Origin of the sequence: Limosilactobacillus mucosae DSM 13345 (assembly GCF_001436025.1) — a bacterium.
Taxonomy (GTDB): Bacteria; Bacillota; Bacilli; order Lactobacillales; family Lactobacillaceae; genus Limosilactobacillus; species Limosilactobacillus mucosae.
In genome coordinates this window covers 68,466-82,548 of the sequence record NZ_AZEQ01000013.1, presented here as the reverse complement: position 1 = coordinate 82,548, position 14,083 = coordinate 68,466, and the positions used below count along the sequence as shown (strand labels likewise).

Sequence of the window (14,083 nt, the reverse complement as noted above, 5' to 3'; positions counted from 1 at the left end):
TTCGAATCCTGTCTGGGGCATTGCTTAAACAGTCGTTGATATACGGCTGTTTTTTTATTATATAGTCGTCAAAAAAGCGATCAGCACTGCTGCCGGTCGCTTTTTAAGCGTGCTGGTCATTGACCACTGACCTTCAGTAAAATCAGATAGCCAAACCAGATAATGCCAAAAACAAAGATTCCTAAAACGATAATCCGCATTGTCTTTTCAAACCATTCAGGCATCTGACCACCACCTTATAGTTTGATCATAACGAATTAATCAGTCATTTTCAACGAAGCCAGGATATTTTATAAGTCCAGGCACAGTTTTTGATCGTGGAGGACTTGAGCAATCTGATCGCGAACCTGAGGCGTGCCATTGAGCTTGGGACCGTTGACCTGATCAGTAAACGTGTCGATGCGTCGATTGGCATCCCGCAGATCATAATAGGTATTTACGATTTGGTCATAGTCTTTTAAGCTGGCCGGATCAATATCTTGATACTCATTTTCAAAAACGATCTTGTCCAATGGCAATCGAGGTTTCAGCTGCGGTTTTTGATCCGGTACGCCCAGCTGCAGCCCCAAGGTTGGAAAAGTATGCTTAGGCAGATGCAGCGTCTTGATGATCTTAGCAGGCTCATTTTGAATCGACCCCAGAATCACACCGCCCAACCCCATGCTTTCCGCGGCATTCAAAACGTTTTGCACGGCTAGGACGGTATCTTCATAGGCCTGCAGAAACATCTCGGTTTTTTCAATGCGACGATCGTCAAGATTTCCTTGATGGTGCCGGATCAGCTCATTACGATGCAGATCAGTGATAAACATCAGCAATTCGCCTTCCGCCCCAACATATGGCTGGGTACTGACGGCACGAATCGCGGCCCGTTTTTGCGGATCGGTTACGCGAATGATCGTCATCTGCTGTAGAAACTCGCTGCTGGAGGTCTGCCGTGCAACTTCAAACAGCGTTGTCAACTGTTCCTCTGTAAGCGGCTGATCTTTGAATTTACGAATCGTGCGGTGATTTAATTGATGATCGATAGTAAAGTTGTGAAGCATGCTTTCGACTTCCTTTTTGTAAGAGATTCTTTATACTTTAACGCCAATCCAGTCATTGTTCAAGCAGCAATTTTCGCCTAACTCAATCACATTTTTAACCTTAACTTATAAAGTCGTAAACTTTTCGCCGCCTTGTTCTTCATCAACATAGAGTTCAGTTCTCATGTTGAATCGCTAATCAGCCTTCTGGATAACATCCCCATGTACCAAAATCATTGGCTAAATTTACTGCTTCTTGCTGACGTAAAGATAGACTGGATAATCCAGCACGCAGATCAGCAGGTCGATACAGCCGCAAGCCAGCCCAATGACCATCTCCTCTGTACTGACGCTTCCATGCATGGTCTTGCTCATGCCAAATCCCATCAACCGTGCCCTAGCAACACCAATCAGCCAGGCTCGCCCACCCCTCAGTCAATCGACTTAGTTCTCGACAAGCGTCATTGACTACAATTATCGACTCGTTTATCATTGTCAGCATTGGCCAACCAACCGTGACTATCAAAACTGGCTAAAACAACTCATTTATTAATCTACAAGGAAGTTTTTCATGCTTAACACGATTATTTCGGCTGTAACTGCCTATCTTTCGACTAACCTGGACTATCTTGGCTTCTTAATGGCTTTTTTTGCGCAAAGCAAGGCGCCTAAAAAATACCGCTATATCCTGATTGGCAATGTGATTGGAATTATCATTTTGGTAAGCTGTTCTTTGATTTTAGGACTAATTCTGCATACCGTACCTGCAGAATGGATGTTGGGCCTTTTAGGCATCATTCCGCTGTATTTTGGCTGCCGACTGCTTTTTTCCAATGAGGACGACGATCAAAACATTCAAGCTGGCTTAACTGGCTTCAAACTAAGCAGTTACGTGGCTCTGCTTACGGTTACGTCATGCAGTGCCGATAATCTTGGTATCTATACACCACTATTTGCTGCCATGACAACTCTTGAAGAAATCTACGTTACCCTACTGATCTTTGCTTTAATGCTGATTATTGTATTTTGCTTTGCGATGAGTTTGGTTCATCTTCCAGTAGTAGCTGACATTTTAGAAAAACATGGCAATCAACTCAGCGCACTGGTCTATCTTGGCCTTGGCGGCTATCTTCTTTATGAATGCGGCACGTTAACTCATTTATTAGCATATTTTAGCTGACTAAAAGGCATGCCCCGATTTGAAATCGGTAGCATGCCTTTCATTTTTAATAGATAACTAGAGCTAAAACATTCGCTGCTGCATGCGTTCTTTCAAGCGCTGAATCTGTCCTTCCAGATAGTTTGCCTGACGATGCATGGATGCTGGTGTTGCATCCGGATCATTAAGTACCTCAAAGGCGCGATTGCGGTAGCGGCGGTGTTTTTCAAACTGCATTACGCCGATTTCTTCTGCGCTGGCCACCAGACCATCGTAACGCTTCAGCATAGTCTGCAGCTGTTTTTTAGCGCTGGTTTTTGTATCTATATTGGCATTCACTGGCCGCTGTTTTTTAGACTTGGTGCGCATTTTTGACCAATTTTTTTCATGTGGTCTTGTAGTCATGGGCTGCTGCTTTTTCGACTTGGCGCGCTGATGCTGCTTAGCTGAACCAGAAACTGGATTTGAAAGCGGCTGGTGATTGATCACAGCCGTCAGATTCTGAATATCTTCAGTTAAAAGCGGCAGCTGTGCCTGTTGACAAGCTACGATGCGCTGATAGTGAGGAATTGATTTACCAGCCTTGAGCGCCCGTTGGTACAGTTCTGCCGGGAAACCGATCCCGCGCTGATGCTTTGCTAAAATAATGGCCTGCTCGCTTGCCGAATAAAATGTCTGCCAGTTGTTCATAAAATTCTTCCTTAACTAGATTTGATTCTTTTAGCTTAACATAAAAATGCACCGTCATTTTCGACGATGCATTTTTCATTGCAGACTTCATTAAAGCATTATTTCGTGTAATCGACATTCTTGGTTTCTGGCGTTAATACCCAGGCAACTACCGAAACTACTGCCAAGACAAACATGTACATCCCAGCATAGTGCAGGCCAAACGCAGCAATTAGCCAAGTCGTGATCGTTGGTGCTACGGCTGCCCCAACCACAGCGGCCAGATTGTAGGTGATGCCGGCACCGGAATAGCGAACCTTAGTTGGGAAAAGCTCTGGCAAAACCGCGCCAACCGGGCCATACAGCGTGCCCATTACTACAAAGCCCAAGCCTAAGAACAGCAGCATGCCGACCATGTTGTGCTGACCTTCCAAAAAGTATGGGAAGACCAATGAGAAGACGACCAATGCGACCGAAGCCGTCATCAAAACTTTCTTGCGTCCAACCTTGTCCGCCAGAACCGAGGTTGTCATGATCAATACGGCAAATTCAACGATAGCTGCCATCAACAGCAGTAAGAACTCAGAATGACTAAAGCCCAGTGCCGTCGTGGCAAATGAAAGTGACCAGGTCGTCAGCGTAAAGAACATTGCGTAGGTGGCACCCATCAAGAAGGTCCCTTTTAAGATCTCACGCCAGTTTTCCTTAAAGACTACTTTTAAAGGCGAACGCGTCGTGTTGTCGCGTTCCTGGGCCAGCTTAAACAATGGCGTTTCCTGCAGACGATGCCGAACGTAAAGACCGATTACGACCAAGACGGACGAGGCCCAGAAAGGTACCCGCCAGCCAAAGCTCATCATCTGGGCTGGGGTCAGCATTTTTTCCAAGACATAGAACAAACCATTGCAGATAAAGAAACCGATTGGTGCTCCGACTTCAGGGAAAGCTCCATAAAGTGCCCGTTTGTCAGCCGGCGCGTTTTCCGTAGCAACCAAAACGGCACCGGACCATTCGCCGCCCAGGCCGATTCCTTGAACAAAGCGGCAAAGGCAAAGCAGCAACGCGCCGCCAACCCCGATGCTTTGATAGCCGGGAATAAAGCCGATCGCCACCGTGGCAACCCCCATTACCAAAAGCGATACGACCAGCGTCTTTTTACGACCCAGCCGATCACCAAAATGACCAAAGACAAATGAGCCAACCGGACGCGCGACAAAGGCAACCCCAAACGTCAAGAGACTCAGCAGCGTGGCTAATAATGGCGTCATCTGGGGAAAGAATACCTTAGGAAAATAGGCTGCCGAAGCCGTCCCGTATGCATAAAAGTCAAAAAATTCAATAGCTGTCCCCATCATAGATGCCAAAATTACCGTTTTAACCGGGTCGCGTTCCAGTTTTTCGTTATTCACTGTCATTCGTTCTGTTGCGTTTTCCATAGCCATCCTCCTGTGTTTTTAATTTGTAAGATCGTATTTCTGCAGCTTGGCTTCTTAATGTCGCTAATGTCGCTTTCCATAAAAATCACCCCTAAATAAAAGCAGCCGACTGTTTCATGAACAGTCAGCTGCTGGCAGACAACCATTTGCTGAACCGTTCGCATCATCGAGGGCGGTGATGCGAACACGTCAAAAGATCCGCATCACCTAGCTAATAATGCGAATAATAATAATATTGGACAATTGACTGGTCTTTTCAGCAAACATCATTTTCTGCCTCCTCTGTTTTGATGTTCTAAATTTACCATGCACTTTATTAGATGTCAATTATAAAATTAAAAAATAATGTGATAGTTTTAATCTAAACTCCGGCAAAATAAAAAACCGACTGATTTCTCATGCCGGCCTTCAGATTCAACTTCAATATGGATACGCATTGCGATAGCGCCGACTCAAACCAGTAATCACCAGTACCGTCAGCAAGCCATAGACGGCAGCCACGTAGCCAACGCTTCCTAAAGACAGATAATGCACCGTTTCGGCAGCCGTAAACGATCCCAGCGAGATGCCGATATTGGCAAAGATCGAGTTTAAAGAAGATGCCAGATCAAGCGACTGTGGATAGTCTTTTTCGGCAATGTCTAAAAACATCAGCTGCGTTGACGATCCATAACAGGCCACCATCACGCAAAGCATGGCAATCAGAGCCACGCCCAGCCAGCGATACTGAAAACTTGGTGCCAACCCTGCCAGACAAAGCGTCATTAAAACATAGATCTTAGGTAATGACTGGATGCCACGATGATCAGCCAAGTAGCCGCCAAACTTGTTGCCAAACATAAAGAAGATCCCCATACCAAATAAAAGCCAGTTCAGCCAAGTATTATCAAAGTCCATCATATTGGTAAACAGCGGTCGTACATAGGTGTAAAAAGTATAGTCAGCAGCACATACCAAAACGATAAACGCAACTCCCATCAAAACCCGCGAATCGCGAAACAGACTGAACTGTGAGCGCAGACTGCCTCGAACCTGTGGCGTATCGCGAGGGGCCAGCCAAGCCAGCATAACAAAGGTCAGAATCGTCAGCCAGGTAATCATCCAAAAACTGTCATGCCACGAAAAAGTCGTGCTGATCGTCGTTCCAATCGGCACCCCGATAATCGAAGCAATGCTAAAACCAGCAAATACCCACGAGACCAGGCTGGCCCGTTTATCGCGCGGTGCAATATAGTTGGCCATGACCAGTACTAACGAGATAATAGCCCCTGCTACCGTCGCCGTAAGCACTCTCGAACCCATCAATGACCAGAATCCCGTTGCCAGCGCCGTCCAGGTATTGCCGATAAAAAAGATCAGCAGTAAGACCAAGAGCACATGATAGCGATTAAAGCGGCTCGCTAATGTCGTGACGATTGGTGTCGAGATGGCATAGATCAGTGCAAACAGAGTAACGGTATAGCCAAGTGATGAAAGCGAGGCATGAAATTCTTTTGCAATATCGGGCAAGACCCCCACAATCATATATTCATTACAGCCCAGCATAAATGCTACAAAGACAAACAGCAGCGATTGTAAGCGATATTTAGTCATTTGACCCCCTTCACCGACTTCGGTATTCTAAAAAACACAGCAATGGCTAGTTTACTTGCTTTCATAATGATTTTCAAGAACTGTTTTCAAAAAAGCCAACTATATTTTGCATCAGGATAATTTTAATAAAATCAAGGCCTTGAACGCAGCCGCTCTGCTTCGTTGACTGCTAAGGTTCACATGATGATGGGTCCTATCGAATCAGCTGGCGGATCTTGTGAAGAAAATTAAGTTGACCGATTTTTACCTACTATGCATCGCTTTTTTGCTAAAAGTAGGTAATGAGTTTTTTTTCAAATATTTTATTCAGCTTTTTATGAATAGTGCTTCCCGTTGAGCACTTTGCCGCATGGTGGTTCAGCAATCCCCCACCAAAAATCAGCCGACCATTTTTCACCGAAATTGCGGTTGGCTGATCTGCGCATCGGTCCCAGTGACTTGCTAAAACAACCGATATTTAACTCCAACCAAAAAGGCCCGCCTCTTAATTGAGACGAGCCACTTTGGGAAGGAATCTGCTACTTTGCGCCAAGCATATAATTTTCATACTTAACTTAAACACATTTTTGATTCAATCTTCCGCAAAGCTGCATTATTTTTATTTAGTACTGGCGCACGCTGGTAACCACACAATTACAATCCGATGCTTCTGGTCACTCTTACGCTGCTTCTAGGCCTACTCGATGACTTCAGCCACCAGCTTCAGTCGAAACCGCATCACGCGCTTCGCTGAATATATCTCTTATCCTTCCACGCCTATAATATACCACATTCTGTAAGCGGTTGCAAGGATTCGCTGAAAATAATTTTATCTGCCGATTATAATCAAACTGCTATTTGATCACCGCTGGCAGAATTAAAAGGATGGACACCAGATTATTGATTAGATGAATCCCGATTGAATTGGTCAGATTACCCGTAGAGCGGTAAACGTAAGCCAGTACGCAGCCCATATAAAAATAGATCAGATAACTGATAATGTTGCTGCTGGCATGGACCAGCGTAAAAACCAGCCCTGACAGCAGAATCGGCAGCCAAAAATCGCGAGCGTTAAAAAACAGATTCATAAACAGACCGCGAAAAATCAGTTCTTCGGCAAACGGCGTCAAGCACACGGCTGAAAAACAGACCAGGACACTGACGATCGGGCTGCCGCTCATGGTGTCAATGATGGCTTGATTATTGGCTGTCTGCACTTGATGATAGATCAGCCGGTTGAGATTACCCAAAACGATCTCACCAGCTACAATTGCCATATAGCCGCCAAGAATCGTTTTGGCATGGGCAAAAAAACTTTGCGAGCGATGATTAAAATGGTCATAGCGACGATACAGTCTTTGTCCCCAGACAATAATCAGTCCAAAAAATCCTAGATACAAAATCACCCAAAGAATCGTCAGTCGGGGATGCTCGGTAATATTGCGCGAGGCTTCTGGCGGCATCAGAATCAAAATACAAAACGCCGAAAAAATCAGTAGAGCGCGGGGAAAGCTTGGTCGTCTGTCAGTCGGCATGCTGTCACTTCCTTATTGGTTTTTCAATCGTTGATCAGGGCCTCGATCCCAGCTTGAAAACGGGCAACCGGCTCATCACCGGCTTGCTGGCGCTGCGTGTCGATCAAGCGCTGCATTTCATCGGCCTGCGAGACTGCCTGGACGATCTTAATAGCCATTTTATCAAATTCAGCCGCGGCATAGCGATTTTCATCCGCAATCAGGCGCGGCTCATGCATTGTTTCATTAAATCCCAGAATCAGCATGTTATTTTCAAACGCCGCCCGCACGGCATCCAAGATCTCATCGCCTTGGTTGATATCCAGATAGATATCGCATTTTCTCATCAGATTGCGGGCCGTATCCATCTTAACGACTGGATATAGATAGACGTTTTCGTACTTTTGCATCCCCATTAAGCGATCGGACATCTCAGTTATCGCTGCAATATGAAACTCAAACTGCGGCAAAATCTTTACCAGGTTTTCTAGCTGCATGATCTGGTCTGAATTGGTCAAGATCAGAATCGCGGGCCGCAGCGAGTTTCCCCGTGGATGCGGATAGACGATGCCCAAATAGTCGGTCGCCACATGCTGATTGGTTTTAAAAAGCTTTTGCCGATTCTGCCAGACGCGATAATCCTGAACAATCACATGCCGCGTCCGCGTTTCATTTTGATAGATGTAGTCAAGATTGCCCGGTAGTTTATTTTGCACCGGTTCATGCCAAAACAACGTATCATGACCCGATTTAGGCAGCTTTAGCGTCGTTAGAAAACTGGTGCTTAGCGTATTATAAAAAATCCGGTCCAGATTCAGGCCGCTCTTTTGCAGATAGCTGCTGACAAAATCCGGCAGACTCTTAAAATGACGACGTTCCTGACGAGTATTCAAAAACAGGCTGCCATTGTCCAGGTGCGATTCGATTACTACCTGGCCCTGCTCGTCAAAAAATTGCTTCAGCCAGGCCCGATTATCTGCCCAGCTGGTTTTGGCAAACAAATGACCAAAGCGATCATACTCATCGACCCACTGCAGCTGACCGCTCTCATTTAGCCAGCGTACCTGCTTGACCTGCCGCGTATTGTCATTTTTGGTAAAAACAACGTCCGCGCGTTTATGATTCAGATCATAAATCTGCGCGCCCCTGCTGCTGCCAACGATTCGCCAAAAACGAGGCACCGGAATCTTATCAAAATAAAGCGGCTGACCTTCGTCTGAACGCGGACAATAGTACTGCAGCGGCGATTGAACTTTGCGCGGTAAAAAGCCATCATCATGAATTACCACCGTGGGAAGCTTTAATTGCGCAATCAGCTGGGCCAGTCTGAAATCGCGCGCGGCCTGATCCCATTTATCAAACAGATTTATCATTTTGCCACCTCGTTTACCAGTACGCGCCATTTTTGAGCGATCTTTTCATCCAGATATGGTTGGGCCAGTTCATAAGAGTGCTGACTAAAACCAGCTGCCCGCTGATCATCGCTAAAGAGGCTGACAATCGCGTTCGCCAGTTCCCTTACCTTGCGTTCCTCTGACCAATCTGCTTGATATGGCAGCCGATAGCCGTTTTGATCTGGATCAATAAACGTCTGATTGCCATATGGAACGTCAAAGCCAATCATCGGCAGACCCGATCCCACGGCTTCCATCAAGCTCAAGCCAAATCCCTCGCTGGTTGAAGCCGCAATATAACCAGCATAGTGCTGATAGATCGCGGTTAGATTCTGTTGTCCTTTTAAGTGAACGTATTCATTGGCCTGCAGCTCATCAATCAAGCGCTGCAGACTGGTGTTCTGTGCGCCTTGACCATAAATATCCAAAGAAACGTCTTGAATTGCTCGTTTAGCCTGCACGACAGCCTTGATCAGCCAATCAACATGTTTTTCGCTGGCCAGGCGCGAAGCCGTGATCAACGAATGCCGGCGCCGTTTCTCGTATGGCATCGGCATCAGTTTCGTCAGACTGCCCACCGGAATCGCGGCAATTTGCGGTACTTGATGCTGATACTTTTTCATCTGAGCAGCCAGGACGCGTTTTTGCGCTGGCGTTGAGACGATAAAACAGTCGGTCTGATCGGCATGCGTAAACTGGTACTCGTAATAGTTGTTCCATAAAATATTCGTCTGGTTGGTATAATGCTCATCATAATGCTCGGCATGCACTACAACGCCAAGTTTTGCCGGCGAATGCATCTGATACCACAACTGACCGCTGACCAGTCCGCGCCCGTCTTCACGATCCAAGATAACCAGATCCTGAGCAGTAAGCTTTAAACGGCGAATCATTTCAGCATACAGAGCCGTTTTAGAATAAAAGATCTGGTCTTTCAGCTCAAAGACCTCGTTGGTGCCATTAACATATTGATGATAGGCAATCGAGCCATCCTCATTATAAAAGTCGCGAGCATAGACATGATTGCCGGCGCTGAGGTATTCAGTTACGTATCTTATGTATGAATAAAATTCTCGCCGTACCATCTGGGAGTCAACCACGTATTCGGCGTAGTCAATGGCCTGCGTTGCCAGATCATAGATACGGACATTGATTCTTAGGTTTTCGTCGGGCAGCCAGTAGTGGACTACCTGCTTGCCATCCGCGAAATTCTGTACGGTAGCTTCAACATTGCGCTCCGCAAAATGCTGTGCGCGCTTAAACTCGTTTAGCGGATAGGTCGTGGGCGCGATCTTGATATCGGTAAAAAAATTATAGAGCCAGATTACGTCTTGATCATGAAAACCCAGATTGCGCGTCAACTCAGCAATATTATCAGCTAAAATCAAATCGGAAAAAATAAACTTTGTCGGAATCTGCATGCGGGAAAACACTTTAGATCGGTAGGCCTGTGCGTACTCAACCCCGCTGCTGGCCCAGCCAATCCCCAGATTTACATTATAGACTGTCATTTTTAAGACCTTCTTTTCCAAACGCTTAATAAAAGCGAGATCAAGTCATCAAAGACGTTGATCTCGCTTTTTATCATCGGTAACGCCAAAAAAACTGATTTTTGACTAGTTTTGACTGGCGGCTTCAATTTCTGCCAGCGTTGGGATTGATGGTAAAGCTCCCATCCGCTGAACCGTAATTGAGCTGGCCCGCTGAGCAAAGATCAATGCTTCTTTGATGTTGCTCATGTCAGGCTTTAATTGAGAACTCAAGGCACCAATAAACGTATCGCCAGCTGCCGTCGTGTCAACCGCGTGTACCTTAAAGGCTGGCACAAAGTCATAGCCGTTTTGCGTGCAGTAGAAAGCACCCTTGCTGCCGACCGTAATGATCAGGTTCTTGACCCCCATCTGTGCAAAGTGACCAGCAGCTTCAAGCATTGAAGTCTCGTCTGCAATGATAACGTTGGTCAGCGTGGCACATTCGGTTTCGTTTGGAATAATCAGATCCGTAACCTTCAAGATTTCAGGGTCGATCTTGGCCGCCGGTGCCGGATTCAGAATCGTCTTAACGCCATGCTGCTTAGCCAGTTTGAATGCTTCCAGCGTCGTTTCCTGCGGCGTTTCAAACTGCGCGATCACAAAATCGGCGTTTGCAATGGCAGCTTGGGCATTATCAACATCAGCTGGGGAAACGCACTGGTTAGCCCCGCCATAAACCAAAATACTGTTTTGGCCATTGTCATCGAGCAGAATCGTGGCCGAGCCAGTTCCGGCATGCTCATCTTTGGTAATGTAGCGCGTGTCGATATGATTTTCGCTTAATGAGTCAATCATAAACTGACCTGCTTGATCATTGCCAACCCGGCCAACAAACTTGGTATCTGCACCAGCACGCGCCGCAGCAACTGCCTGATTGGCCCCCTTGCCACCAGCGGCACTGCTCTTGCTTTCGGATGACAGCGTTTCGCCAGGCAATGGCATCCGCTTGATTCGCAGCGTCGTATCAACGTTCAGACTACCAACGACCGTAACTTTATTCGTCATTTCAAAGTCTCCTTTGCGTTTTGATGCACTCAGCAAATTAGTAAATGCTTTTATGTGTGATTAAATCAGTATTTCTTAACTACACTATTTTAGCATATCAGCTTATGTGCAAACAAGTCTATGCCTGCTTGGTACTATCTCTGACAACCAGCTTAACGCCGAAGTAGGAAGTCTGAATGGCCGTATCTGGGTTTTGAATCCGATTAAACAGCATCTTGGTAGCCTGTTCGCCGATTTCGCGGATCGGCTGCTGAATCGTTGTTAGTTTTGGCGTGACGTATTCAGCCAGGTCAATGTCGTCAAAACCCACTACTGAAATATCGTCTGGCACGCTGACGCCATTTTCGGCCAAGCCACGGTAAAGCCCGATCGCCATTTCATCGTTGGCCGCAAAAACTGCCGTCGGATGCTCTTCCAACACGCCCTTAGTACACGAATAGCCGCCATGCTTGGTCAGCTCGCCATAAATCACGTCGGTCTGCTCGTTAAAATCAACATGGTGCTTACGCAGGCCGTCAATCAAGCCCCGCAGCCGGTGATTCAAGTTGTCAGTCATGTTTTCCGGCATGATGCTGACCACATGCTGATGTCCCAGACCAGCCAGATGCTCAGCTGCCAGATAGCCGCCTTGATAGTCGTCGATCAAAAGTCGGTCCCCACCATTGGCCTCGTTTTGGTCGAACAACAGATACGGAATATCATTTGGCTTTAACAGCTGTTCAATCGTGTCGGTCGTAATCGAAGAACTGGCAATAATCAAGCCATCAACAGCCCGTTCAATCAAGCGGCCAAGATAGTAGCGTTCCAGTTTTTCCTCATGGTTGGCACTAAAAATCAGCGGCATAAACTCGGCTTGACGAGCTGCTTCCTGCACACCGCGAATGAACGTACTAAAAAATGGATTGCCAATGTTAGGTACCAAGACGCCAATCGTTTTAGAAGAGCGCATGATCAGATTGCGCGCATTAAAATCAGGAACGTAATTCATCTGATCGCGCAGTTCCAAGACTCGCTGCTGTGTAGCTTGGCTGAAGCGCTGCCCCTTGCCGTTTAAAATCTGCGATACCGTCGTGACCGAAACCCCAGCAGCCTTTGCCAGATCGCGAATTGTTACTTTGTGTTTCATAATGTGTGCTTTCCTCTTGTTTCATTAGTAAACCTATTTACGGATCAGTTTACCACATATTTACCTGCTGACCTTTAAATAATTGTAATAAACCAATAATTTTTTTAATTTTGGTGAAAAACGCCTTCCATAATCGCCTTGGTCTGCATAGCCTGAAAACCACGTACCCGCAGATAGTCAATCTGGGCCAGTAAAATATCATAGGTCCAAAGCGATGAAAGGTCATGCTCGTTATAATAATGCAGCGTCAAGCCGATGTGCGTCAATTCATGTACCATTCCCTCAAAGTCATCGCGGCCCTTGTATTTTTGCGTACCAATCACCACCGGCAGCTCATGGTCAATGGAATCTTTCAAAAGCGTGTTCAGCAAGTTGACGTGGCTAAAATCATGCTCACGCAAAAAACGCTGCAGGCCAAAAATATCAAAATACCCATATTCTTGAGCTACCTTGCTTTTATAAGAACAGGTCGTCAAATAGTCAGTCTGGCTTCTAACGGCATGAATGCTTTTAATGCGGACCAGCGTCAAGCCATTGATCTTGCAGTCCCAATCCAAAGTCATCAGTAAAACGAACAGCGGATCCATGGCAATCACGAATCCAACGTTAAAGGTATCGTCATCGGCAAAGTTATATACCTCAACTAAGGTTCCCTGCTGCTGGCTGATTGTCAATTGCTCGCGAATCTGTGGCTCATTCATGTGTTCAATCATTTTTAACGTCCTCTCAAAAATTGCTATTTTTATTTTGCCTGTTTCAAATGTAAACGGCAAATTTTTTTTGATGCGCTCAATTGCCCAGATGATGCCTTGTTGACTCGCCTTGTCTGTCAGTTGTCCACAAAATATGGATTTATTTTATGGGCAGGCACTATATTTTGTAGTAAGATGGTCAAGTTGAATTTTTATGTAAAGAGGGGCCAACATGGTGATTATTACAGCAGGAATGATTGGGGTCGGCAAAACAACGCTTACAGCTAAGATTGCCGATCACCTACACACGAAAGCCTTTTTTGAACCGGTGGGCGAAAATCCGGTATTGCCGCTTTACTACAAGGATCCGAAACAGTATGGCTTCCTGTTGCAGATCTACTTTTTAAACAAGCGGTTTTCCATGATCAAGCAGGCATTAAGCGATGACAACAACGTGCTGGATCGCTCAATCTATGAAGACGCGTTGTTTACCAAGGAAAACAACGCGGAAGGCAACATCTCTGATACGGAGCTGGACGTTTACCTAAAGCTGCTTGACAATATGATGAACGATTTGAACAAGCTGCCTAAAAAAGCGCCTGATTTGATGGTTTATTCAGAAACTTCTTTTGAGACCATTCTCTACCGAATCAAAAAACGGGGCCGCGACTATGAACAGATCGACAACAACCCTGAGCTTAAGGACTACTACTACAAAATGTGGAGCGCCTATCAAGACTGGTATCAAGAATACGATGCCAGTCCTAAGATGAAGATCGATCTGGATAAATACGACCTGGAAGATCCGCAAAACGTTGCCACTGTTCTGGGGATGATTGACGAGCGGCTGGCCCAGATTCGCTAAATCAATCGCTGCATTTAAACCGCTGATTGACTTGGCATTACCGATCAGCCAGCAGATTAATGAAACCATCGTTGGAGTCGCCTGACTACACGGT

13 protein-coding genes are annotated in these 14,083 nt (G+C 46.1%); 2 read left to right on the top strand and 11 right to left on the bottom strand.

Translation table 11 applies throughout. The annotated features are described in order from the left end of the window. Positions 1 to 290: 290 nt before the first annotated feature. Both FC47_RS06960 and FC47_RS11030 read right to left on the bottom strand, forming a co-directional pair. A complete protein-coding gene (locus FC47_RS06960; RefSeq protein ID WP_006500105.1) occupies positions 291 to 1,046 on the bottom strand; it encodes an NADPH-dependent oxidoreductase in 756 nt (251 codons plus the stop codon). Positions 1,047 to 1,271: 225 nt separating this feature from the next. Beyond that, positions 1,272 to 1,400 (bottom strand): hypothetical protein, encoded by a 129-nt coding sequence (locus tag FC47_RS11030; RefSeq protein WP_258442827.1) that lies wholly within the window; start codon positions 1,398 to 1,400, stop codon positions 1,272 to 1,274. 196 nt (positions 1,401 to 1,596) lie between these two features. Here FC47_RS11030 and FC47_RS06955 point away from each other — a divergent pair, with 196 nt between their 5' ends. After that, positions 1,597 to 2,205, top strand: a complete 609-nt coding sequence (locus tag FC47_RS06955) for a cadmium resistance transporter (protein ID WP_033934488.1) — start codon at positions 1,597 to 1,599, stop codon at positions 2,203 to 2,205. 63 nt (positions 2,206 to 2,268) lie between these two features. On the opposite strand, the gene FC47_RS06950 is transcribed toward FC47_RS06955, so the two are convergent. The 9 genes from FC47_RS06950 to FC47_RS06910 form a co-directional block, all read right to left on the bottom strand. Beyond that, complete coding sequence (locus FC47_RS06950; protein ID WP_056968481.1) at positions 2,269 to 2,874, bottom strand: hypothetical protein; 606 nt, start codon at positions 2,872 to 2,874, stop codon at positions 2,269 to 2,271. 98 nt (positions 2,875 to 2,972) lie between these two features. Continuing rightward, entirely contained in the window at positions 2,973 to 4,289 is a 1,317-nt protein-coding gene (locus FC47_RS06945) for an MFS transporter (protein WP_033934490.1), read from the bottom strand. Positions 4,290 to 4,709: 420 nt separating this feature from the next. Further along, positions 4,710 to 5,882, bottom strand: coding sequence for an MFS transporter (locus FC47_RS06940; protein ID WP_006500111.1), 1,173 nt, complete (start codon positions 5,880 to 5,882; stop codon positions 4,710 to 4,712). 833 nt (positions 5,883 to 6,715) lie between these two features. Beyond that, on the bottom strand, positions 6,716 to 7,396 hold the full coding sequence (locus FC47_RS06935; protein ID WP_056968480.1) for a CPBP family intramembrane glutamic endopeptidase: 681 nt from the start codon (positions 7,394 to 7,396) through the stop codon (positions 6,716 to 6,718). Between the two features lie 23 nt (positions 7,397 to 7,419). Further along, complete coding sequence (gtfB, locus tag FC47_RS06930) at positions 7,420 to 8,748, bottom strand: accessory Sec system glycosylation chaperone GtfB (RefSeq protein WP_056968479.1); 1,329 nt, start codon at positions 8,746 to 8,748, stop codon at positions 7,420 to 7,422. Continuing rightward, on the bottom strand, positions 8,745 to 10,280 hold the full coding sequence (gene gtfA / locus FC47_RS06925; RefSeq protein WP_056968478.1) for an accessory Sec system glycosyltransferase GtfA: 1,536 nt from the start codon (positions 10,278 to 10,280) through the stop codon (positions 8,745 to 8,747). Before gtfA ends, gtfB begins: the two co-directional genes overlap by 4 nt. A 105-nt stretch (positions 10,281 to 10,385) precedes the next feature. Beyond that, positions 10,386 to 11,306 (bottom strand): ribokinase, encoded by a 921-nt coding sequence (rbsK, locus tag FC47_RS06920; protein ID WP_033934494.1) that lies wholly within the window; start codon positions 11,304 to 11,306, stop codon positions 10,386 to 10,388. A gap of 118 nt (positions 11,307 to 11,424) precedes the next feature. Then, positions 11,425 to 12,432: a ribose utilization transcriptional repressor RbsR gene (rbsR, locus tag FC47_RS06915; protein ID WP_045025307.1), complete on the bottom strand. Its 1,008-nt coding sequence runs from the start codon at positions 12,430 to 12,432 to the stop codon at positions 11,425 to 11,427. Positions 12,433 to 12,536: 104 nt separating this feature from the next. Further along, positions 12,537 to 13,145 (bottom strand): hypothetical protein, encoded by a 609-nt coding sequence (locus FC47_RS06910; RefSeq protein WP_006500117.1) that lies wholly within the window; start codon positions 13,143 to 13,145, stop codon positions 12,537 to 12,539. A 211-nt stretch (positions 13,146 to 13,356) separates the two neighbouring features. Between FC47_RS06910 and FC47_RS06905 the strand changes: the two genes are divergently transcribed. Continuing rightward, positions 13,357 to 13,989 (top strand): deoxynucleoside kinase, encoded by a 633-nt coding sequence (locus FC47_RS06905; RefSeq protein ID WP_056968477.1) that lies wholly within the window; start codon positions 13,357 to 13,359, stop codon positions 13,987 to 13,989. The last annotated feature ends 94 nt before the right edge of the window (positions 13,990 to 14,083 follow it).